The organism is Prevotella melaninogenica (genome assembly GCF_003609775.1).
GTDB classification, from domain to species: domain Bacteria; phylum Bacteroidota; class Bacteroidia; order Bacteroidales; family Bacteroidaceae; genus Prevotella; species Prevotella melaninogenica_A.
Genome location: NZ_AP018050.1, coordinates 1195798 through 1221034, shown reverse-complemented (window position 1 = coordinate 1221034; position 25237 = coordinate 1195798). Strand labels below are relative to the sequence as shown.

The window sequence follows — 25237 nt, the reverse complement described above, 5'->3', positions numbered from 1 at the left end:
GCGAAGACAATCACAAAAATCACAAATCACAAAATCATAATAAGGAATTTCAATACAAGAATAATAAAGTCCCATATAATATAATACCTTATTAATAAATAATAATATATAATGTCTTTCATTGATATCAGTAAATACGGAAAAACCTTAATATGATTTGTGATTGTTGTGATTTGTGATTGCAATCTATTCAGGGGTTTGGAGCTTTGAACGGAAGGTTATGCAGAGGTAAGGAGGTCATTGACAGGGATTTATGGTGCAAGTTGCAATAGTATGTATGTTTTAAATGCCCATATTCTTGTTTTTCAGAAAGATATTATTTATCTTTGTAATCAAATTGGGCAATCTATATATCACCGACCATCTACGCCAGACTATCTTATGAGAAACGGACTACTTTTGTTGTTAATATTGTTATTTTGCTGCAGTAATGTACAGGCAAACGATGACACAATCCCTGTTCAAGGCCGAGTGCTTGATAACATGACGGGAGCTGGAGTGCCAAGTGCCAAGGTTTACCTGATGACCTCAGACAGTGTTGTTATAGATAGCTTGATAGCCGCACCTGCAGAGGCTGGAGAATATGCGGGCTTCTATCAGTTTACAAATTTGACGAAGGTTGGGAATTATATCGTGCGGGCAAGTGCTGAGGGTTATGAGGACGGCTATATGCGCTTTGTGTTGAGGAGTAAGCGAGAGTTTTCTGTATTTGTAAAGTCAATACGATTGGCAAAGGCGCACGAATTGGCAGAAGTGACCGTAAAGGCTACAAAGGTCAAAATGGTTTTTGCGGGCGATACGATTGTCTACAATGCCGACGCCTTTAATCTTGCAGAGGGCAGCATGCTGGACGCACTAATCAGCAGATTGCCAGGCGCACGGCTGACCAAAGAGGGGCTGATATTCGTGAATGGTAAGTATATCCAAAGTCTTTTAGTCAACGGACGGGAGTTTTTCAGCGGGAATCCTAAGTTGGCACTGGAGAATCTGCCAGCCTATACAGTCAATAAAATCAAGGTTTTCAACAAGTCGGGGGCGGCTTCGGTGGTGGCAGGACGTAATATGGGCGACAAGAGCTATGTGATGGACGTAAGGCTGAAGAAGGAGTATGCCATCGGCTATATGGGTAACATTGAGGCAGGTGCGGGCTCGAAAAACAGATACAAGCTACGTGGTTTAGCCGTAAGATTCTCCGACAAAGAACGTGTCGGGATATTTGCTAACAACAACAATCTTAACAACAACCAGCGGGCAGCACTTAATGGCGAGTGGAGCCCACAAGATGTAGGGAGTGGATTACAGACGAATAAAAGCGTCGGTGCTCAATATATACGCTTTTTAGGGAATGACTTTTCTTGGTTTGAACTAAATAGTCTGTGGAATCATACAAACACAGACAACGAGTCTCTCTCCTCTAAACAGACTTTCTTGTATGGTGGAGACGCATATCAGCATAGCAGGTACAAGTCGTTAGGAAGTTCTGACAGTTGGGCAGCGGGTAGTGGTTTATATATTCAAAAAGACAAATATTATACGATTAATAATCTTTCCCTTTCCTATGCCCATAGCCATGACCTGAACAACAGCAATATCGAGACGTCTGACAATCAATCGTTGCTTAACCGTATGTTGTCGGCAAATAGCCTTGAATCGAAGAATATAGATTTTAATTTAAAAAATAGCAATGGAATAAGCCTCATAGCTGATATGATTAGGTGGGACTTCGGAATTACATATAACCGTAATACGCAAAAAACCTTCTCCTTGCAGGATTTGGAGTATCTGCAGCATGGTCAGCCCCGTGACTATCGTAATCAATACACAGACTGCCTTAATCAGAATCTCAATCTGACAGCAGGTACCAGTTATAATTGGGGTTTCAGGAATATATCCCTGCAGCCAGGCTATAATTACGCCTATTCTTACGTCAAAACGGATAATCCGCTCTATCGTCTCGACAAAATTTCTGGACGGGACAGCAGTCTGTTCGACAAATTACCTTCTTCCCTAAGCATCTTGTCTACTGTCCTTGATAGGGACAACAGTTATCACTTTACGCAGTATCAAAACAGTCATCGCTTTAACTTCGGTTATAGAAATCTGCGTAGTAAATTCCTAAAATGTGAGGTGTCTGTTGAACTGCCTATCCAGATAGCGCATGCCAAACTTTATTATCATCGTATGGGTCGGCACGATGTGTCTCGACATGGCGTGTTCTTTGAACCTACTATAGGGCTGAGAAGTGAAACATGGGAGATAAATGCAAAGATGCATTCTAATTTTCCCGACCTAACAACGATGATTGATTATCGTGATGATAGAAATCCGATGAATGTCATATTAGGCAATTCGCAACTGCGCAATATTCATTATTATGACATAGAAGCTAACAAAACATTTAATGGAAAGGAGAATAACAAGCTAAGCATCAACATGGGTTATCATCAGACGGATAATGCCGTGGCTTATAGCCTTGTCTTTGATAAACAAACGGGTGTTTCAACCATTCAGCCCGTCAGCGTGAATGGTAACAGGCGATACGATTTAAGAATAGAATATATACGTGCGTTGGATAAAGCGCGGAAATTGACGCTTGATAATCAAGCATCCTTCAAATATAATCATAGCGTTGATATGGCGATGGTGCAAGGAGCTGCGCAAAGTTCGTGGAGCATCGTTAATAATTGGAAGATAGGTAATGTCTTGAAACTTAATTATCGTCCAAATGATAACTATGAGTTCACGTTTCATAGCGGAGGTACATACTATCTGATTAAAAGCAAACGTGAGGGATTTAGTAATATTCATGCTGGAGATTATGATATAGGTATGAATATGCAGGTAACTTTGCCATGGAAACTGCAGTTAACCACCGACCTGACCATGTTTGCTCGTCGTGGTTATCAGCTCTCAGAGATAAATACTACTGATTGGATATGGAATGCACAGCTAAGCCGCAGTTTTATTGACAAGCGACTTTTAGTAACGTTGCAAGGCTTTGATATGCTTCGCCAGCTCTCTAATACTCAATATATAATGGACGCACAGGGTAGGACGGAAACATGGAATAATAGTATTCCCCGATATGTACTGTTGTCCTTGTCATGGAGATTTAACGTAAATCCAAAAAAGAAATAAAGCTGCAAGTTCCAAAACGAAGTGCAATAAAAGAGTGTCCCTCTCCGAGAGATGCAGACGTTCTCGACGCGTAGCGAGAGGTTGTCTGCATCTCTCGGAGAGGAAAAAGAAACAACCAGCAATACAAATAAAAAAGGAGACCGAAGTCTCCCAAAGATTAACTAACTTTGTATTGCAAATGTATCATCAATTAATCTCGGAGCAAAGGTCGCAAATTTTTGCCTTACTCCAAAAGAAAACAGCGAGAAAAGAAATTGCCGAGATCGTCGGTATTAGTCAGTCAACACTCTCACGTGAAATCAAACGCAACAGTACGCCTTCGGGAAAGTATATCTGGACGAAGGCGCATGATATGGCTATGCAGCGCAGAAAGAGCACGGTAACTAACGCCAAACTCTCCGACGAATTAGTTTGGAGAATTAAAGAATATATTATCAACGACCAGTGGTCTCCAAGACAAATATCAGGGTATCTGCGCATAAATGAGAGTATAGAGGTCTCCCACCAGTCCATCTATAACATTATCCACAATGACACAACAGGGAAGCTTGCAGAGCACACAAGGCATAAGATGAAATACAGGCATCGTCCCCAAGGCGGACATCTTCCAATAAAGGACAGGGTGAGTATCCATGAAAGAAGTAAGGAAGTTGACGGGAAGAGATTCGGAGATTTTGAGATGGACTTGATCGTCGATCCTGCCCAGCACGCCATACTCACAATAGTGGAGAAATCCACCAATATGTTGTTTATGCAGAAACTGCCATTTGGAAAAATGTCAAAGCCTCTGGTAAAGGTGGTTAGGAAACTACTGCTGCCATACAAAGACAGCCTGAAGACAATTACAACAGATAACGGACCTGAATTTGCAGCACATAAGGACATCACAAAATACTTAGGAGTGCCCGTGTACTTCGCTGACCCATATTGTTCATGGCAAAAGGGAACTGTTGAGAATACAAACAAATTAATCAGGCAGTATATACCTAAAAAGGATTCGTTTGATAAATATACGGACAAGAGAATTATGTCCATACAAAAGAAATTGAACGAAAGACCAAGAGAAAAATTAAACTTTTCTAATCCAAAGTGCGAGTTCTTTAAACACGTTTTGTAATTTTGCACTTGCTGGTTGACTCTGCGAGCTCTTGAAATAATATGTCCTGATAACATTTTTTCGTTATAAGCCCTTTGTGGTATCAAAAAATGTTCGTATCTTTACACCTTGAAAAAGTACGAAAACGGCTCAGAAAGGAAATAAAGGCTATTGTGGGCAATTTTAGCCTTATGGAGATGAGCTTCGTTAAAGTGATAGAAATTTATAACAGAAAAAATATATAATGGACGAAAATCAGACAATTGATCAGGACAGAATTATTAAGATCAACATCGAGGAGGAGATGAAAAGCTCCTACATCGACTACTCAATGTCGGTGATTGTGGCACGTGCCCTCCCTGATGTTCGTGACGGTTTTAAGCCTGTTCACCGCCGTATTCTCTTCGGTATGCGCGGTATCGGTAACTTTAGCAACCAGCCTTACAAGAAGTGCGCCCGCGTTGTCGGTGAGGTACTTGGTAAGTATCACCCACATGGTGACTCTTCTGTTTACGGTGCGCTTGTGCGTATGGGACAGGACTGGAATATGCGCTACAAGTTGGTTGATGGACAGGGTAACTTTGGTTCTGTCGATGGTGACTCTGCTGCTGCGATGCGTTATACTGAGTGCCGCCTCTCAAAGATGGGTGAGCACGTTATGGACGATATCGAGAAGGATACGGTTGACATGGTCAACAACTTCGACGATACGTTGCGCGAACCAGCTGTGATGCCTACAAAGATTCCTAACCTGCTTGTAAATGGTGGTAATGGTATTGCTGTGGGTATGGCAACAAATATCCCTACGCATAACCTTAGTGAGGTTATCGATGGATGTTGTGCTTATATTGATAATCCAGAGATATCTACTGATGGTTTGATGGAGTTTATTCCTGCTCCAGACTTCCCAACGGGTGCTTATATTTATGGTCTTCAAGGTGTTAAAGATGCCTATGAGACTGGTCGTGGTCGTGTCGTAATGCGTGCTAAGGCTGAGATTGAGAGCGATGAGAGCCACGATAAGATTGTTGTGACGGAGATTCCTTACGGAGTTAATAAGCAGCAACTTATAGAATATATTGCTGACCTCGTGAAGGAAGGCAAGCTTGAAGGTATCTCTAACGTAAATGACGAGACGGGCCGTCAGGGTATGCGTATCGTTGTTGACGTGAAGCGTGATGCGAATGCAAACGTCATTCTGAATAAGCTCTTTAAGATGACAGCCTTGCAGAGTTCTTTCTCTGTAAACTGTATCGCGTTAGTTGCTGGTCGTCCACGTTTGTTGAGTCTTCGTGAGTGCATTAAGTACTTCGTTGAGCATCGTCATGATGTAACTATCCGTCGTGCTCAGTTTGACCTTAAGAAGGCACAAGAACGCGCACATATCTTGGAGGCATTGATTAAGGCTTGTGACAATATTGATGAGGTTGTCCGTATTATTCGTGCCAGCAAGACACCTTCTGAGGCTCAGAAGAACCTCGAGAAGCGTTTTGATTTCGATGAGCTTCAGTCAAAGGCAATCGTTGATATGCGTTTGTCACAGCTGACTGGTCTTCGTCTTGATCAGTTGCATCAGGAGTTTGAGGAATTGATGCAAACCATCAAGGACTTGCAGGAGATTCTTAATAATCCTGAGCGTTGCAAGGAGGTAATGAAGGAAGAGTTGCAGGAGGTGAAGGAGAAGTATGGCGATGTTCGTCGTACAGAGATTATCCCTGATGAGCATGAGTTTAATGCTGAGGATTTCTATCCTAATGACCCTGTTGTTATTACTATCAGCCACCTTGGTTATATCAAGCGCACACCGCTTGCAGACTTTAAGGAGCAGGCGCGTGGTGGTGTAGGCTCAAAGGGTGCTCGTACTCGTGAGAAGGACTTCACCGAATATATTTATCCAGCAACAATGCACCAGACAATGCTGTTCTTTACTCGTAAGGGACGCTGCTACTGGATGAAGTGTTATGACATCCCTGAGGGTGATAAGAACTCAAAGGGACGTGCTATCCAGAATATGCTCTCACTTGAGCCGGGCGATTCTGTTAACGCATTCTTGCGTATTCAGGGCTTGGACGATGATGACTTCCTCGATTCTCACTATGTAGTATTTGCAACAAAGCAGGGTATCGTTAAGAAGACTTCTCTCCGTGCTTACTCACGCCCTCGTACCAATGGTGTGATTGCTATTAATATCAACGAAGGTGATGAGGTAGTAGATGTTCGCTTGACAAATGGTCATAACGAACTTATCATTGCTGATCGCAATGGTCGTGCTTGCCGCTTCGATGAGGCAAATATCCGTACAATGGGCCGTGTTTCTACTGGTGTACGTGGTATGCGATTAGATGATGACGGACAGGACGAGGTTGTTGGCATGATTGTTGTAAATGACCCAGTCAAAGAGACCGTTATGGTTGTGTCAGAGGAGGGCTATGGTAAGCGTTCACAGGTAGAAGACTACCGATTGACTAATCGTGGCGGTAAGGGTGTTAAGACACTGAATATTACGGAGAAGACCGGTAAACTTGTTGCTATCAAGAACGTTACTGATGATAACGACTTGATGATTATCAACAAGAGTGGTATTGTTATCCGCATGTCAGTTGCTGAGTGCCGCGTTATGGGTCGTGCAACACAGGGTGTACGCCTTATTAACCTCGCAAAGAAGAACGATGTCATCGCATCTGTATGTAAGGTGATGAGTTCTGAGATGGAGTCAGAGGTTGAGGAAGAAAACAACGAAGAACTTCCAAACAACACTGAGAATATCGAGGGTAAGGCATCATCAGTAGATAACACTGAGGTAACACCAGTTGATTTCGAGTGAACGAGTTGACGAGTGAACGAGTTGATTAGTTGACAAGTTGCTTGTCTCAAAGCTCTTATAATCATCGGTAATCATAATTATGAATTATGAATTATGAATTCTGAATTCTGAATTAACATAGAATTATAAATTCTGAATTAACATAGAATTATAAACCTTTTAATAAAGATCACTAATATGAAGAAGTTAATGTTCGCAGCATTGATGTTACTCAGTACATCTGCTGCATTCGCTGGTGACAGCGAGCCACTAAAGGCAATTCTTAAAGCACAGAGCTATGCAGAAGCTGCAGAGCTCGTAAAGGCTAACATTGGACAGCTTACAGACAATGCTGAGAAGGCAAAGGCTTATGACAAGCTCTATCAACTTGCTATGAAGAAGGTAAGTGCAGAGCAGGGTGTTCAGCTTGAGAACCAAACCAATCAGCAGATGGGTAAGGAAGGCAACAAGCCTGTTGACGAGAAAGGTCTCTACGAGGCTGTAGGTCAGGCTTTCGATGCTGCTGAGGAGATTGTTAAGTATGACAATATGCCTAACGCAAAGGGTAAGGTTAAGCCTAAGTATACAGGTATTGCTGATGAGCTCTATCCACTCCGTGCTCAGCTTATCAATGGTGGTATCTTCTATCAGGGTGCTAAGGATGATGCAAATGCTTATAAGTATCTTGCTCGCTACGTAGACTCTGCTGATGATCCAATGTTCTCAAAGTTTGATAAGTCTAAGGATGATAACTTGAATGAGATTGCTTACTTCGCAACCTATTATGCTTATCAGAATAAGGACTATAAGAAAGCTGAGAAATATGCTGAATACGCAGTAAAGAGCAAGGACCGTGGTAAGGATGCAAAGCAGTTGCAGTTGGCTATCATGGGTGCACAGCTTACAAATCGTCAGGACTCTGTTGCTTACGCAGACAAACTTGCTGCTATTTATGCTCAGGATCCAGAGAATGATGCTGTATTGACAACTTTGACATCAATCTATAGCTCACTTGGTATGCAGAACAAGGCAGAGGAAATCGTAAACGCTGCTCTTGCAAAGAATCCTAATAGCTATGGTGCGTTGGTAATGCTCGGTCAGTTCGCAAGCCAGAAGAAGGAATATGAGAAGGCTGCTGATTACCTTTCTAAGGCATTGGAATTGGTAAAGGATGATAATGCAAAGATTGCTATCAATGCATCTATTGGTCAGTGCTGGTTCTATAAGGCACAGGACCGTGTAGCATCTGTGAAGGGTGTATTGTCACCAGCTGCACGTGCTCAGTTTAACGAAGTTTACAACAAGGCTATTACATATCTTGAGGCTGCTAAGAACCTTGATGTAATGAAAGAGCAGAAAAGCTCATGGGCATACCCACTTTATGGTTGCTACTACTTTGTAAAGGGTGCTCAGGCTCCTGAAACATTGGAGGCTGCAGCTATTGCTGGTGTTCAGCAGTAAGTCGACTTTAATATTCCCCTCTTATATGAATTATTAAGTTAAGTCATATAAGAGGGGATTTTGTGTTACTAAATTATAGTTGATGAAAAAAGTACTCATACTGATTATTTCTATTGTTACAAGTTGGAATATCGCAGAGGCACAAGAAGCCTATCAGCAGGCAGAGTCTTATAACCGCCTTGCAAAAGATGCTTTCTCCCGTGTAGAGAAACGTTCGAATAGGGATTCTGTAGCCATTTTCAATGCTGTTGTTGATGGTGTGGAATATTCATTGAAAAGTGATGAATTTGACAGAATGCCTAATCGAAAGGGAAAAGTTAATCCTAAGTTTGAGGAGGAAAATAAGAATCGTCTTGCAGTTCTGCACCCAATGTTGATAGATGCTGGTAAATATTTCAGCAAAGGAAGTTATACGAGAAATGAAGGACTTGATGCCTTAAAATTATATCTAAAAGCTCGTAAATCTCCATTGGTAAAGGATAATATTGACGAGTCTGGTGTTGCTGCTTATTACATTGCTTATTATTATTTAAAAGCACGTAACTTGGAAAAAGCTGATGAATATGCTGACATTGCTATGCAATACGATGAAACAGCACAGGCAGCAGCAGAAATTAAAGCTCAGTGCATGAATAGTAAGATGGTGACAGAGGAGGACTCCTTGCGTTACCTTTCTGTAATACAACGACTTTATCGCACAGATCCTACAAATGAGAAGTATTTTTCATGGATAATGAAGTTCTATCAAAATCCTACACGTAAGTTTAATATTGAAGACTTTATTGATAGAATTCTTGAGGAGAACACAAACTCAGCAGTGCCATGGATTCTTAAAGGTGAAATTGCTATGCATGCTGAACGTTGGGAAGAAGCAATAGATGCTTACAAGCAAGCTGACGAAATAGATCCAAGCAGTATTCCTGTTGCCTACAATATTGGTGTATGTCTGAATACTATTGGATTGGCTGCACGTGAGGATGTAGCTGAACGAAGAAAGAAGAAGGAAGAAGTGTCAGATAATGAGTATATGAAATATTTTGCAGAAGCACGTACTTATCTTGAACGTGTGAGAGCAAAAGACCCCCGTAGAAATCGAGTAGACTGGGTTGGCCCTCTCTATTTGGATTATACTATATTAAACGACAAAATTAAGGCTGAAGAACTTGAACCTCTTGTAACAAATTTTAAAAAGTGAAGTCTATAAAATTATTTTTAATATACATCTGTCTGCTCTTCCCGCTTACTGGTGTTGCTCAGAAGAAGCAACTCCAGACTGTGCGCGATCAGATAAAGTCGGGAAAAGAACTCACAAAAGCAGAAAACACACTTCGTGGCTTGCTTGTTGATTCTGCATCTAAGAAGAATAGCAAAATCTGGCTTCTTCTCTGTGATGCTTTAACAAAGCAATATGAGCAGGGAAACGAAAAATTATATTTGAAACAAAAGTATGACACGGCGGCTCTCTTTTCTGTAACAAGAAAGCTGTATGATGTTATGTCACGTTTTGATTCTCTTGATGCTCAGCCAGATGCAAAAGGAAGGGTACGTGCTAAGTATAGAGCAAAACATGCAGCTTTCTTAAATTCAATCCGTCCTAATCTTTTTAATGGAGGCTCATATTTTGTCCATAAGAAAGACTATAAGACGGCTTTTGATTATTACACAGATTATTTGTTATCTGCAAATTATCCTCTCTTTGAAAGTTATGATTATATGCAGCGTGATGCTCTTATTCCACACGCAGCTTATTGGGCGATGTTTTGTGGTTATAAGTTGGGCGATGCTGATAAGATTATGCGTTTTAAAGACCAAGCGGAACGTGATACCTCAATGCTTAACTTTGTAAGGCAGTATGAAGCTGAAGCATATTTGGTTAAGAAGGATACAGCTATGTATGTAAAGTCATTGCAAGCAGGTTTTGAACAATATCCGAACTTTGCTTTCTTCTTTCCACGATTGGTTGAATATTATGCCAAGATTGGAGAGCATCAGAAGGCATTAGAAATAACAGACCGTGCATTGAAAGCTGACTCTACAAGTCTTTTGTTTAGATTTGCTAAGAGTACAGCACTGCTTAACCTCGGAAGATATAATGAGTGTATTGAAGTTTGTAAGCAGTTGATAAAAGATAATGACTCTTATGCAGATGCTTATTATAACATAGGACTTGCATATTTCAATCAGGCGATAGAATTAAACAAGGATAGGCAGAAGTATCGTGCAAATAAAGAAAAGATAATAACATTATATCAACGTTCTAAACCCTATATGGAGAAATACAGAGAGCTTGCTCCAACAGCAAAGAGTAAATGGTTAGCCCCTTTGTATACAATTTACCTTAATTTGAATATGGGTAAGGAATTTGATGAAATTGATAAGTTGAGAAAGGAAAAATAAAGATGAACAACGATATTATTGGTAAACTTGGCATCACACTCAATGCAATGCAGGAGGCTACGGCTGATGCAGTGTTGCATACGGGTAAAGATGTTGTAGTAATGTCTCCAACAGGTTCTGGTAAGACTTATGCCTATCTTCTGCCATTAATTCAGCGGTTAGATGCTTCATCTGATGAGTTGCAAGCTGTTGTTTTAGTTCCAGGACGCGAGTTAGCATTACAGTCTGCTAACGTACTTAAAGATATGGGTAGCGGCTTGCGTTCTATGCCTTTATATGGTGGACGTCCGACGATGGAAGAACATCGTGTATTGAGAGATGTAAAACCTCAGATAGTCTTCGCAACCCCAGGACGTTTAAATGACCATCTTGACAAGTCAAACATCAATGCAGAAACAATTAAATGGCTTGTGATTGATGAGTTTGATAAGTGTCTTGAGTTTGGGTTCCAAGATGAGATGATGAGTATTCTCTGTAAATTGCCTAAGATCGAAAGACGAATTCTTCTCTCAGCAACAGAGTCTGAGACAATTCCGAATTTTGTTTCGATGGGTAGAACTGTTCATTTGGATTATCGTACAGATGAAGAGAATATTCCTGATCGTATTCGTCTTTATACCGTTACAAGTCCTGAAAAAGATAAGCTTGAAGTGCTGAAAAGACTCTTACTTTCTTTGGGTGACAAGAGTAGTATTGTTTTCTTGAATTATCGTGACTCTGTTGAACGTACAGCCTTATTCTTAAAAGAGAATGGTTTTACCGTTAGTTGGTTCCATGGTGGTTTAGAGCAGCGTGAACGTGAAGCTGCCCTTTATCGTTTCTCTAATGGATCTGCACCAATACTTGTTAGTACAGACTTAGCTTCACGTGGATTGGATATTCCTGATGTTGATAATATCATACATTATCATTTCCCTGAAACTGAAGATAGCTACGTGCATAGAGTAGGGCGTACAGCACGTTGGGATAAAGAAGGACGAACCTTCTTCATTCTTGGTCCAGAAGAACATTTGCCAGAGTATGTTACCAATGAGCATGAAGAATATCAGATTCCAGCATCTTTACCTAAACCAGCTCAGCCACGTATGGCTACTATATATATAGGTAAAGGAAAGAAAGATAAAATTTCAAAAATGGATATTGTTGGCTTTCTTTGTAAAAAAGGAGGATTAAATTCTTCTGAGATTGGAAAGATAGATGTAAAGGATCGTTTTACTTATGTAGCGATTTTACGCACAAAGATAAAAGAAATAATTTCATTGACTAAAGGTGAAAAAATAAAGGGTATTCGTACCGTTGTGGAAGAGGTAAGGTGACACATTTTACAATGTGTCACCTTTTTCTTTATCGTGCACGCCCACATGTATAAAACACCTAATTTTAGTTGATAAAAAAAACTGATATTTTATTTGGAAGTATAAAAATAAAAGTGTATCTTCGCATCGTATACTATAAAACCTATTAGAATATTTAATACTGATAATAACTACAAAACATAAGTCAAACTTAAACTAAACAATCAGATGAAAAAGTACAATTTTGGTGCAGGTCCATGTATCCTTCCACGCGAAGTAATCGAGAAAACAGCAAGTGCTATTTTAGATTTTAATGGAATTGGTCTCTCTATTGCAGAAATCAGCCATCGTTCAAAGGATTTTCAGCCAGTAATGGATGAAGCAATGGCTTTAGTAAAGGAAGTGTTAAATGTCCCTGAAGGCTATTCAGTGCTTTTCTTGGGTGGTGGTGCATCACTTGAGTTCTGCATGATTCCTTTCAACTTCTTGATAAAGAAAGCTGGTTATTTGAATACTGGTGTTTGGGCAAAGAAGGCAATGAAGGAAGCTAAGATGTTCGGAGAAGTTGTTGAAGTGGCTTCATCAGCAGATGAAAACTATACATATCTCCCTAAGAACTTCGACGTTCCTACAGATTTGGATTACCTACACATTACCACCAATAACACAATTTATGGTACAGAGTATCACAAAGATTTGGACGTACCAGTACGTATGATTGGTGATATGTCTTCAGATATATTCAGCCGCCCAGTTGATGTTTCTAAGTACGATTGTATCTATGGTGGTGCTCAGAAGAATCTTTCTATGGCAGGTGTGACATTTATCATTATTAAGGATGAAGTCCTTGGTCGTGTACAGCGCGAAATTCCAACAATGTTGGATTATCGTACACATATCAAGAAGGGTTCTATGTTTAACACTCCTCCTGTAGTGCCAATCTATACAGCTATGGAGAATCTCCGTTGGATTAAGGCTAATGGTGGTGTAGAAGCAATGGAGAAACTTGCTAAGGAACGCGCTGATATTGTATATGGTGAAATTGATCGCAATAAGTTGTTCCGTGGTACAGTTAAGTGTGAGGAAGATCGTTCTTACATGAATATCTGCTTCGTTCTCAACGATGAGTATGCTGAACTTCAGGATGAGTTCTTTAAGTTTGCTACAGAAAAAGGTATGGTAGGTATCAAGGGGCACCGTGATGTTGGTGGTTTCCGTGCGAGCTGCTACAACGCAATGACAGTTGAAGGCTGCAAGGCACTTGTAGAAACAATGAAGGAATTCGAAGCAAAGCACTAAATTTATTATCATTAGACTTAGCAGTGGTAAACTTACCATTTGCTGAGTCTAAACGATAACTTTACTATATCTAACCAAAACATTAAGGCTATGAAAGTTTTAATTGCAACTGAAAAACCATTTGCACCATCTGCAGTGCAAGGTATTACAACAGAACTTAAGAATGCAGGACATGAGGTTGTTCTACTTGAAAAATATACAGAGAAAGCTGAATTGCTTGAAGCAGTAAAAGATGCTGATGCAATGATTGTACGCTCTGATAAAGTTACACCAGAAGTACTTGACGCAGCTAAACAGTTGAAGATAGTTGTTCGTGCAGGTGCTGGTTATGACTCTATTGACACAGCCTATGCCAAGGAGAAAAATGTTGTTGTAGAAAACACTCCAGGTCAGAACTCTAATGCAGTTGCTGAACTTGTATTTGGTTTGTTGGTATATGCTATACGTAATTTCTATAATGGCAAGGCAGGCACCGAATTGATGGACAAGAAAATTGGTATTCTTGCTTTCGGTAATGTTGGTCGTAATGTAGCTCGTATCGCCAAAGGCTTTGGTATGGAAGTGTACGCATACGATGCATTCTGCCCAGCAGAGGCTATTGAAGCAGCGGGTGTTCATGCTTGTAAGACACAGGATGAATTATTCCAAGTTTGTGATGTTATTTCACTCCATATCCCTGCAACTCCACAGACCGTTAAGAGTATTGATTATCGTTTAGTTAACCTTCTCCCAAAGAAGGGTATTCTCGTTAATACAGCCCGCAAGGAAGTTATTAATGAGGAGGAACTTCTGAAGTTGATGGCTGAGCGTGAAGACTTGAAGTTTGTGACTGATATTATGCCTGACGCTGATGCTGAGTTCAAGAAGTTTGAAGGTCGCTACTTCTCTACACCTAAGAAGATGGGTGCTCAGACGGCTGAAGCCAATAATAAAGCTGGTATCGCAGCAGCAAAACAAATTAATGCATTCTTTGCTACAGGTGATACAACATTCCAAGTAAACAAATAACTTTTCAATAAATAAAGGGTTGATTGCCTTAATCTACTAAGTAAGATTGTGGCTTTCAATCCTTTTATTAATTTCTAAAAAATAACACTATGGCAGTAATCAAACCTTTTAAAGGTATTCGCCCTCCAAAAGACTTAGTTGAATCTGTTGCCAGTCGTCCATACGATGTTTTGGATTCAGAAGAAGCACGCGCTGAAGCTGGTGACAACGAGAAGAGTTTATATCATATCATCAAACCAGAAATAAACTTTGAGGTTGGCACAAGTGAATATGATCCAAGAGCTTATAATAGTGCTGTTGAACAATTCCAGAAATTTCAAGATGAAGGCTGGTTAGTCCAAGACGATAAGGAACATTATTATATCTACGCACAAACAATGAATGGCAAGACTCAATATGGTCTTGTTGTTGGAGCGTATGTTGACGATTATCTGACTGGCAATATTAAGAAGCATGAATTGACACGTAGAGATAAGGAAGAGGACCGCATGAAACATGTTCGCATTTGTAATGCCAATGTTGAGCCTGTATTCTTTGCTTATCCTGACAATCAAGTTCTTGATAGCTTGTTGGCACGTTATGCTGCAACAAAGCCTGAATATGACTTTGTCGCACCTGATGATGGTTTCAGACATCAGTTCTGGGTAATCACTGATGAAGCTGACATCAAGACTATAACAGAGGAGTTTAAGAAGATGCCAAGTCTTTATATTGCAGACGGACACCATCGTTCTGCAGCTGCAGCTTTGGTAGGTGCTGAGAAAGCTAAGAATAATCCAAATCACAAGGGTGATGAAGAGTATAACTACTTCATGGCAGTATGCTTCCAAGCAAGTCAATTGACCATTCTTGACTATAATCGTGTTATCAAAGACTTAAATGGCATGGAAGTTGCAGAGTTCTTAAAAGCTTTGGAGAAGAACTTCACTGTTGAATTGAAAGGTCAGAACGAATATCGTCCTGCAAAGTTGCATGAGTTCTCAATGTATCTCGACGGAAACTGGTATAGCTTAGTAGCGAAACCTGGCACATACGATGATAATGACCCTATTGGTGTTCTTGATGTTGACATCTCAAGTCGACTGATTTTGGACGAACTGATGGGCATTAAGGATCTCCGTTCAGACAAACGTATAGACTTCGTTGGTGGTCTGCGTGGTCTTGGAGAGCTGAAGCGTCGTGTCGATAGTGGTGAAATGCGTTGGGCATTGGCACTCTATCCTGTATCTATGCAGCAGATAATGGACATTGCTGATAGTGGTAAGATTATGCCACCTAAGGCAACATGGTTTGAGCCAAAACTTCGTTCTGGTCTTGTCATCCATAAACTGGATTAATACAAGATTAAAACTATTGAATGGATAGCGATAAATATAAGACAATAAAAGAGAAAGCGATTAGCGAGGGATATTACTCTGAAAAGCGGAGTAAGTTCCTCGCTTTTGCGCATCATGTTGACTCTGTTGAAGAAGCATTAGAGATTGTAAAAGAATATCGAAAGAAGTATTATGATGCACGTCATTGTTGTTATGCCTATAGAGTAGGCTTTGATGGAACAGAATTTCGTACAAATGATGATGGAGAACCATCTTCTACAGCAGGTAAGCCTATACTTGGACAAATTGACAGTTATGGATTAACAAATACACTTATTTGTGTTATTCGTTATTATGGAGGTATCAATCTTGGTACTGGTGGCTTGATTGTGGCTTATCGTGAAGCTGCTGCAGATGCTTTAGCAAATAGCGAGATTGAAGAAAAATTCATAGAGGAGGAAGTAAAATATACATTTACTTATCCGATGATGAACGATGTTATGCGAATTATTAAAGAAATGAATCCTCGCATTGTTAATCAAGTATTTGACAATACCTGCGAGGTTGTCCTTTTTATCAGAAAAGGGCAGGCAGAAGAACTGCGTACTCGACTGAAGAAGTTATCTTTTGAGTAAGTACCTCTTTGGGATATTCGGCAAATTAGCCTTATTAGTCTAATTAGCCTAAGGCTTAAAAAGTCAATCACTTATTGTTATTGTAAACTATTTTCGTACTCTTCAAAAATAACATACGCTCTTTTAGCTTCTTAAAGACGCCCAATTGACTTGCAAAAGATGCCCTTTAAGCATGTTACTAACGCCCTTTTGAAGTCTAACTAAGCACCTTTTAAAATACATATTGATAACCAGTTGATTTACTGTTGGTTGCAGACTTTCTTTTTAGCAGTATTTTTATCATTATTTATATGTGTTTATCATAGCATTTTGTAAATATTATATCATCCCTTCATCTGTACTTTTGGGGTATAATAATGAATCGATTTTTAGTATAGGAAGATATAGGGAAAATAATTAGTTAACAATATTGGCTATGTGTTGGTTTTATATCTAATTTCCGTTTTTCTATTAAAGCGATACGAAAGGCGATTAGACAATAAACAGGAGAACCTTATTTTATCCCATTCTCTTTTTGCTTTTTTACCTTACTAAACTCTTCTATTCCATTTTTTTTGTGTTACTTTGCAGTTAATTATTTAAGTTTACTAACGTATTAATCCTACCCAGGTAAGGATATATTTTGAGAAAGCTGTCAATGACTAACATAATGAACATGAAAAGGAGCTTGAAATGGCTGATTGCTATTGTTGCAACACCAGTCATTCTGTTTCTTATCCTTGTTGCTTTACTATATTGTCCACCCGTTCAAAATTGGGCTGTAAAACGTGTGGCTGCCTATGTTTCTGATAAAACAGGAATGGAAGTAAGTATCGAACGGGTCAATCTTTCTTTTCCATTAGATCTTCAGTTGGATGGTCTGAAGATGCTTCGTCCGAATGATTCTATTCCTAATAAGAAAGATACGGTGGCAGACGTACATCGTTTAGTGGCAAATGTAGACTTATTGCCATTGCTTAAAAGTAGGGTAGAAGTAAATGAGCTGACATTTACAAAACTAAAAGCAAATACGGTTAACTTTATCGGTGACCTTCGTGTTCGTGGTGATTTGCAACGTTTGCATATTGTTAGCCATGCGGTTAATCTTGTTGGCGATTCTATTCGTGTAAACAAAGCAGATATTGAAGGCGGATGGATAGATATTGCATTGGGCGATACCGTACCCGATGATCCTAATAAACAGAAACCACTTTGGCGTATCAATATCGATAAACTTAATCTTACAAAAACAGATTTTCGTCTTCACATGCCTGGAGATACAATGAGCGTTCGTGCTAACTTCAAGAGAGCAATGGCTACGGGAACTGAACTTTTGCTACATGATAACATATACAAGGTTGCCAACGTAGACTGGCAAGGCGGTGAATTTAGTTATGACCAAAATTATGTGCGACATGCAAGTTCAGGCTTTGATGCAGCGCATATAAACATGCAGGATATTAATTTGGGTATAGATTCATTCCTATATGCTGCTCCTAAAATTCGTTTGCGTGTTCGTACTGCCAATATGAATGAAAAAAGTGGACTGATAGTAAAGGATTTCCGTGGACCATTCTCTATGGATTCTACAAGTATCAATCTTCCTGATATGTATTTCCGACTACCTAATACTGAGCTTTCAGGACGTTTTATGATGGATATGAATGCTTTTGCAGATAAGAATCCTGGACAGATATCTACTCAATTAGATGGATTTTTACGACTGGAAGACTTACGTCCATTCTTAACTTCTGTTCCAAAAAATATCTATCAAGCTATTCCTAATCAACGAATTATCGTAAAAGGACAACTGGAAGGAAATCTTCGTTCAGCTGCATTCAAACAGCTGCGTTTGGCTATGCCGGGTTACTTTGACCTTACAGGAACAGGTTGGATTGCTGACATGATGTCTGGTGCTGGTCATCTTCGTAGTGACTTAAAACTAAAAGGAATAGCCAATAATCTTAGTTTTGTATCCAAGCTACTGCCACACGATGTGCGTAAGACAATATCATTCCCACGTGGAGTAGGTATAAACGGAGATATTCATGTACGTAAAACGCTTTATACGGGTAATATACAGTTGACACAAGGTGGTGGTCGAATTCGTTTGAATGGTGCTTACAATACTGCTACAGAACTTTATCGTCTTATAGCAGATGCTACTGCTTTTCCAGTTCAGCGTTTCTTACCTAATATGGGATTGTCAGCCTTCTCGGGAAGTATAAAGACACAAGGTCGTGGAACTGATATCTTAAGTCCGAAATCATCAACAAATCTAAGTCTTAGTATTCGTAGTTTCAAATATGGCAACTATGTATTGGATGGCTTGAATGGTGATATATCAAAGCAAGGAGAGCAACTGTCTGCTCACGTGAAGAGTACAAATCGTATGTTAGGTGGCGACTTCACCTATAAAGGCAGAGTAAACGCTAAACTTGTAGATGGTCATCTTCGTGGTTGGCTACGTCGTGTTGACTTACATGCTATGGGAGTTATGGATCAGAGATATGTTGTCTCTACATGGGCTGATGTTGATGTACGTTCGGATATGAAGGACAATCATCATGTTAGTGGTCCACTTCGTTCGTTCCGTCTTTTGAAAGAGGGAGGAAAGAAGAGTCAACTTCTTGCAGCTGGAAACTTTAATGTGCGGGCTGATGTAGGCGCTAATAGTCTTGAAACTCACGTAAAAGGAAATCTATCTGAAGCTAATTTACATGCATTTGGATTTATAGATAAGCATTATATAACCTCTGCAGATGCTGATATTACGCTCCGCTCTGATATGAAGAAGTACTATGCTGTAAGCGGAAATGTAGGAAATCTATTACTAAGTGAACAGCGTAAGGGAGAGCGTGTACCATTAGCAGAAGGTAATTTTAACCTTGATGCAACCATGCGTGGTGAACAAATTGAAGGCTCAATAAATGGAGTATTCCCACGTGTAGACCTTTATCAGTTGGGAGTTGTTGACAAGGCTATGTCAAGTAGCTTCTCAGCTAATACCTCGTTTGCTATGTCTGGTAAAGACGACATGAATGTTCGTGGTTTGATAGGAGACCTTCGTGTTACCGATAAAGACCGCACCTACGCTCCCGGAGATGTAAACATCGATCTTATGAGTCGTCGTGATACTGTTCATGCTGTTTTGAATGGTGGAGATTTCCGTCTCAATACAGCGTTTAACAGTAGTGTTAATCAATTGACAGAAAGTGGAAAGAGAATTTATAAGGCTGTTCGTGAGCAATTGACTAATCGACGTATTGATCAGGCTGCAATACTTCGTCAGTTGCCTATGGGACATTTTACTCTTCGAAGTGGACGTGACAACTTATTCTCTAACTTGTTAGCACAAGATGGTTATGCCTTTAGTCAGGCTGATATAAATCTAACATCATCTCCTACAAAGGGACTTGATGGACGGATAAATATTGACTCTTTGGTATATAATGATATTCATTTAGATAGTATCAGAGCTGACCTTACCAGTATTGATGGCCAGTTGAACTATACACTATCTGTAAGAAATAATCCTAAGAACGCCTATCCTTATCATGGATACTTGCAAGGTGCACTCTATGAACATGGCTTGCAGACACATGCAACTATCCTTGATAATAAGGGAAAGACTGGCTTTGATTTGGCTATGCAGGCAGCTATGAAGGGTAGGGGAATACAACTTTCAATCATTTCTCCTCAGTCAATCTTAGGTTATAAGTCATTTACAGTTAACGACTCCAATTATATCTATATTGGTCATGACCGTCGTCTATCTGCTAATCTTCGCTTGGAGGCTGCTGATGGAACAGGTATGCTCGTTTCAACAGTAGACACTGATTCAACATCTTTGCAGAATGTAACACTATCAATGAACCATTTTGAGTTGGGTAATTTGCTTAAAGTCTTACCATTTGCACCGAAGTTGTCAGGTATGTTGGATGGTGACTACCACCTTGTTCAGACTGATAAAGAACTCACCATATCAAGTGATATGACTATTAAGAAGCTTGTTTATGAGAATAGTCCAATGGGTGATGTGGGTACACAGTTTGTTTATATGCCTAAGGGGGACGGTTCTCACTATGTGGATGGTATCATAACACAAAACGGAAAGGAAGTCGGTGTACTTTCAGGAACCTATAACAGTGAAGGGGCTGGAGAACTTGATGCTACTTTAGAGATGAATCGTTTCCCACTGAATTACGTCAATGGCTTTGTTCCTGACCAAATTGTAGGACTCGATGGAGTAGGAGAAGGTACGTTAACGGTAAAAGGTCCGCTGAAGAAGTTGGATATCAATGGTGAAGTTTATCTTGATTCGTCTTACTTGGTGAGTGTTCCATACGGTATAAAGATGCGCTTCGCTGATGATCCTGTTCAAATACGCAATAGCCATATTCAGTTTGAGAACTTTGAGCTATTTGCAAGTAATGGTTCACCACTTGACATATCAGGATACTTAGACTTCTCAGATCTGGACAAGATGAAGCTTGATGCGCAAATGAGAGCTAAGAACTTCCAAATTATTGATGCGAAGAAAAATCCTCGTTCAGAAGTTTATGGAAAGGCTTTTGTTGACTTTTCAGGACGAATAAATGGACTTTTAAGCAATTTACAGTTAACTGGTAAACTTGACGTTTTAGGTAGTACAGATGTTACATACGTGGTACGTGATGGTACACTTACTACGGATGATGAATTAAAAGACCTTGTTCAGTTTACTAACTTCAATGATTCTACAATTGATGTTATTAAACGTCCAGATATTATGGGCTTTACAATGGCTCTTAGTGTAGATATTGATGAGCAAGCACATGTCTTCTGTGCGTTGAATGCTGACCAGTCTAATTATGTCGACTTCGTTGGTGGTGGCAATCTACTTCTTAACTATGACCCAACAAATGGAGTGCAGGTTCGTGGTAGATATACGTTGAGTGATGGTAAGATGAAATACTCTTTGCCAGTTATTCCACTCCGCACTTTCAATATTAAAGACGGAAGTTATCTTGAGTTTACAGGTGATCCAATGAAGCCTACACTGAAAATTACTGCAACAGAAGAAGTAAGAACAAGTGTATCCAGTGGTTCTGGGGAAAGTAGAATCGTTGATTTTGAATGTGGTGTAAGTCTTAGCAAGCAATTCCCTAAACCTGGAGTTGAGTTTATCATCACCGCTCCAGATGATCAAGAGATGCAGAATATTCTTAATATCAAGAGTGTTGAGGAACGTTCAAAACTTGCAGTTACGATGTTGGCATCGGGTATGTACTTTGATGGCGATAACTCAGCAAGCGCCAATACAGCTATGAGTGGTGCATTAGCAGGCTTCCTACAGACACAGGTTAACTCTATTACGGGTAAGGCACTCAACTCAATGGGGCTCGACTTAACAGCCAACATGGAAAGTGCTGCCGATGTGAATGGTAACTTACACACAGACTATACCTTCAAGTTCTCAAAACGTTTGTGGAATAATCGCCTACGTATTATCATGGGTGGACGAGTATCTACAGGCTCACAGTTCTCTGAAGATAATGGTGCTTACTTCGATAATTTCTCACTTGAGTATCGTCTTAATCAGAAAGAAACAAAGTATTTGAAACTCTATTATGAGCGTGAGGCATACGATTGGTTGGAAGGTAACTTGAGTGAGTTTGGAGCTGGCTTCATGTGGCGCCGTAAGTTACGCCATTTCAAGGATATTTTCCGATTCAAAGAGGATAATTCTGTGGTAAAGCCACAGACAGAGAAGCCTAAACGCGACACATTAATCAACTTTGTAAATGAAAAGAAATAATAATCATATAAGTTCAGTAAGTAAAAAAAGAGTCATAAAACTATTCGTTTTTATGGCATTCTTATTCATGCTTGCAGCCTGTAGTACGACTTCAGCCATCCCTGATGGTGAATACTTATATACAGGTATGGAATCAACAAAATACAGTAATTACCAATCAAATCAGCATTTTAATGATGTGAAAGAAGAATTAGACTTAGTACTTGCAACTAAGCCTAACGCTGCTTGGTTGGGTAGTCCCAGTGTACGTTCTCCTTTCCCTGTCGGTTTATGGATATGGAATGCTTTTTCACAAGACACAACAGCATTCAGTCGTTGGTTAGTACGCGCGTTTGGTTCTTCACCAGTATTGATGAGTTCAACAACACCAGACTTACGTGTAACGGTGGGTGAGAATCTCTTACGTAAGCGCGGTTATTTCAATGGAAAGATAAGCTACGAGAAGCTTGCACAGAGTAATCCAAAGAAGATGCGCTTACAGTATGCTGTTGATATGGGACGTTTATGGCTGCTTGATAGCGTACAATATACTAACTTTCCGCCTTCAGCAGATAGTTTGATACGAAAGAATCTGGATAAAGCTATTATTCGCAAGGGTGATGCTTTTGATGTAGCAACACTTGAGCAAGAACGTAAGCGAATAACAGAGCTTTTCCGTAATAATGGTTACTATTATTATCAGAATAACGATGCAAGCTATCTTGCTGATACAACGAAGGCTTATGGTTTAGCATCTATTCGTTTGCAAATGGCTGATTCAGTAAGTGAAAAAGCTTTGAGGAAGTGGACTATTGGAACAATTAATATCAATTTACAGCGTCAGTTTATTGATTCTCTTACTCAGCAACGGCGTTTTCGTGATGTTATTGTAAATTATAATGGTTCGCACATGCCGCTTCGTCTACGTGCAATAGCTAATGACTTGAAGATATGGCCTGGTACTGTTTACAATAATGAATTGTTTGAAAAGAGCCAGCAGCAATTGAACAGTAGTGGACTATTCGCTGCTACAAACTTCACATTCACTCCTCGTGACACTACCGATACGTGTAATGTCTTGGACATGACAATTAATTGTGTCTTTGATAAGCCTTATGATTTTTATATTGAGGCTTATGGTAAGGGAAAGACCAGTGGAAGATATGGTCCAGAAGGCATCATTGGTCTAACGAAGCGTAATGCATTTCGTGGCGGTGAGAAACTTAACTTGCGCGTACATGGCTCTTACGAATGGTCTGCAAGTACTGATGATAATGGTAATGATCGACTTGGATTGAATAACTACGAGTATGGTGCTGAAGCAAGTCTACAGTTCCCACGTCTTGTTAATCCTTTCATTACACCACCACGAAAGCGTTGGGAACGAGAAGAGAGAAAGAGTGCTGAAGCTGCAGAGAAGGGACTTGTTTATATTCCAAAGGGTCCACGCACTTATTATACGACACCATCAACTACGCTTAAAGCTTCTGTAGATGTATTGAATCGTTCTAAGTATTTCAAACGCCACGTTGTATCTGGCGAGTTAACATACCAATGGCAACCAAACGAACGTAATAGTTATTCGTTCTCTCCGTTGACATTGACTTATGAGTATATGCATAACGTGACCGACCGTTATCTTGAATTGATAGATAGTGTTCCATATCTTGAAGTATCATTGGCAGACCAGTTCATACCAAAGATGATGTTCCAATATACCTTTATGAGTCCAGCTCATTATAAGAGTCCTATTAAGGCATGGGTAACTGTTAGTGAAGCATCTAATATCTTATCTGCAGGCTATGCGGCGTTCGGCAGACGTTGGAGTGAAAAAGAAAAGAAACTTTTCAAAAATCCATACGCACAATTTTTCAAAGTTGATGCCAATCTTACAAAAGTATGGAGCATAGGAGAGAAGAGTGGTATTGCTGCCCACGTCAATTTGGGTACGCTATGGGCTTATGGTAATAGTCGTTTTGCACCTTATACTGAACAATTCTATGTGGGTGGAGCTAATAGTATCCGTGCGTTTAATGCCCGACAAATAGGTCCAGGACGTTATCGCTCAACGCAGCGTCGACGTTCATACGTAGAGCAAACAGGTGATATTAAACTGCAATTCAATCTTGAATATCGTCCTCACCTTATGGGTTCACTCTACGGAGCAGTTTTCCTCGATGCTGGTAATGTTTGGACAATGCACTACGACGATGGTCGACCAGAAGGACATTTCAAGATAAAGAATGTATTAAATGAAATGGCACTCGGTACGGGAGTTGGTCTACGCTACGATATTGGCTATTTTATGATTCGTCTTGATTGGGGACTTGGATTACACGTACCTTATGAAACGGGTAAAACAGGCTTCTATAACATATCTAAATTTAAGGATGCACAAGCCTTCCACTTGGCAATTGGTTTGCCATTCTAATCTTGTATGATTTTCAACTATTCAGCCCCGTTAATTCGATTAGCGGGGCTGAATAGTTTTATTTGTGTCTTATTATTCTCTAAGACTATAACTATAATATGATCTAACATCAATTCTCACTTACGTGTTTTTGCCAAACACATATTGTGCTGATGCTTAACACATGTGGTGTTGATGGTAAGTACTCATGTTCTTTAATACCAAACACATTGAATATTACCATTTAAAAGAAAGCAGTAGAGAGTCAGAAAAGTACTTTTAAACAACTATATGCAAACGAAAAGACTTTACAAAAGTAACGAAGTTGTGAGTGTTTATTTATCAAAAAACACCTCTTTCTTATGCGTTTGTAACTCACAGCAGTACAAATAGTTATAAACTTGCATTTTAAAAGGTGCTTAGTAAGGGTTCAAAAGGGCGTTAGTTAGCATTCAAAAGGGCATCTTTTGAAAGCCAATTAAGCATCTTTTAAAAGCTAAAAGAGCATGTATTAGAATTGAAACTGTGGAAAATATCTGACAAATAGTAAAGTGGAAACATACTATTATACAAGAAGCTCCTATAGTTAGGAGCTTTTAAAATGAATTATCTTGTATATTT

Annotated in this window: 13 protein-coding genes; all 13 read left to right on the top strand. The window is 39.7% G+C overall.

The window, feature by feature from the left end:
* Window positions 1–381: 381 nt before the first annotated feature.
* The 13 genes from PMEL_RS11570 to PMEL_RS11510 all read left to right on the top strand — a co-directional run bounded on the left by PMEL_RS11570 (window position 382) and on the right by PMEL_RS11510 (window position 24637).
* A complete protein-coding gene (locus PMEL_RS11570) occupies window positions 382–3138 on the top strand; it encodes a TonB-dependent receptor (protein ID WP_120175558.1) in 2757 nt (918 codons plus the stop codon).
* Window positions 3139–3316: 178 nt separating this feature from the next.
* A complete protein-coding gene (locus tag PMEL_RS11565; protein ID WP_120173978.1) occupies window positions 3317–4255 on the top strand; it encodes an IS30 family transposase in 939 nt (312 codons plus the stop codon).
* Between the two features lie 223 nt (window positions 4256–4478).
* Entirely contained in the window at window positions 4479–7058 is a 2580-nt protein-coding gene (gyrA, locus tag PMEL_RS11560; protein ID WP_120175412.1) for a DNA gyrase subunit A, read from the top strand.
* Window positions 7059–7235: 177 nt separating this feature from the next.
* The gene (locus PMEL_RS11555) at window positions 7236–8498 is read left to right on the top strand and encodes a tetratricopeptide repeat protein (RefSeq protein ID WP_120175411.1); all 1263 of its coding nucleotides are present in this window, start codon (window positions 7236–7238) and stop codon (window positions 8496–8498) included.
* An 82-nt stretch (window positions 8499–8580) separates the two neighbouring features.
* A complete protein-coding gene (locus tag PMEL_RS11550; protein ID WP_120175410.1) occupies window positions 8581–9693 on the top strand; it encodes a tetratricopeptide repeat protein in 1113 nt (370 codons plus the stop codon).
* Window positions 9690–10895, top strand: a complete 1206-nt coding sequence (locus PMEL_RS11545; protein WP_120175409.1) for a tetratricopeptide repeat protein — start codon at window positions 9690–9692, stop codon at window positions 10893–10895. Before PMEL_RS11550 ends, PMEL_RS11545 begins: the two co-directional genes overlap by 4 nt.
* 2 nt (window positions 10896–10897) lie before the next feature.
* Complete coding sequence (locus tag PMEL_RS11540; RefSeq protein ID WP_120175408.1) at window positions 10898–12211, top strand: DEAD/DEAH box helicase; 1314 nt, start codon at window positions 10898–10900, stop codon at window positions 12209–12211.
* Window positions 12212–12418: 207 nt separating this feature from the next.
* The gene (gene serC / locus PMEL_RS11535) at window positions 12419–13489 is read left to right on the top strand and encodes a 3-phosphoserine/phosphohydroxythreonine transaminase (RefSeq protein WP_120175407.1); all 1071 of its coding nucleotides are present in this window, start codon (window positions 12419–12421) and stop codon (window positions 13487–13489) included.
* 90 nt (window positions 13490–13579) lie between these two features.
* Window positions 13580–14497 carry an NAD(P)-dependent oxidoreductase gene (locus PMEL_RS11530; protein WP_120175406.1) on the top strand — a complete coding sequence of 306 codons (918 nt, stop codon included), beginning with the start codon at window positions 13580–13582 and terminating at the stop codon, window positions 14495–14497.
* An 89-nt stretch (window positions 14498–14586) separates the two neighbouring features.
* Window positions 14587–15834 (top strand): DUF1015 domain-containing protein, encoded by a 1248-nt coding sequence (locus tag PMEL_RS11525; RefSeq protein WP_120175405.1) that lies wholly within the window; start codon window positions 14587–14589, stop codon window positions 15832–15834.
* 20 nt (window positions 15835–15854) lie between these two features.
* Window positions 15855–16448, top strand: a complete 594-nt coding sequence (locus tag PMEL_RS11520) for an IMPACT family protein (protein WP_120175404.1) — start codon at window positions 15855–15857, stop codon at window positions 16446–16448.
* Window positions 16449–17097: 649 nt separating this feature from the next.
* A complete protein-coding gene (locus tag PMEL_RS11515; protein WP_231999432.1) occupies window positions 17098–22227 on the top strand; it encodes a translocation/assembly module TamB domain-containing protein in 5130 nt (1709 codons plus the stop codon).
* A complete protein-coding gene (locus PMEL_RS11510) occupies window positions 22214–24637 on the top strand; it encodes a BamA/TamA family outer membrane protein (RefSeq protein ID WP_120175402.1) in 2424 nt (807 codons plus the stop codon). The genes PMEL_RS11515 and PMEL_RS11510 overlap by 14 nt, the downstream gene beginning before the upstream one ends.
* Window positions 24638–25237 lie beyond the last annotated feature (600 nt).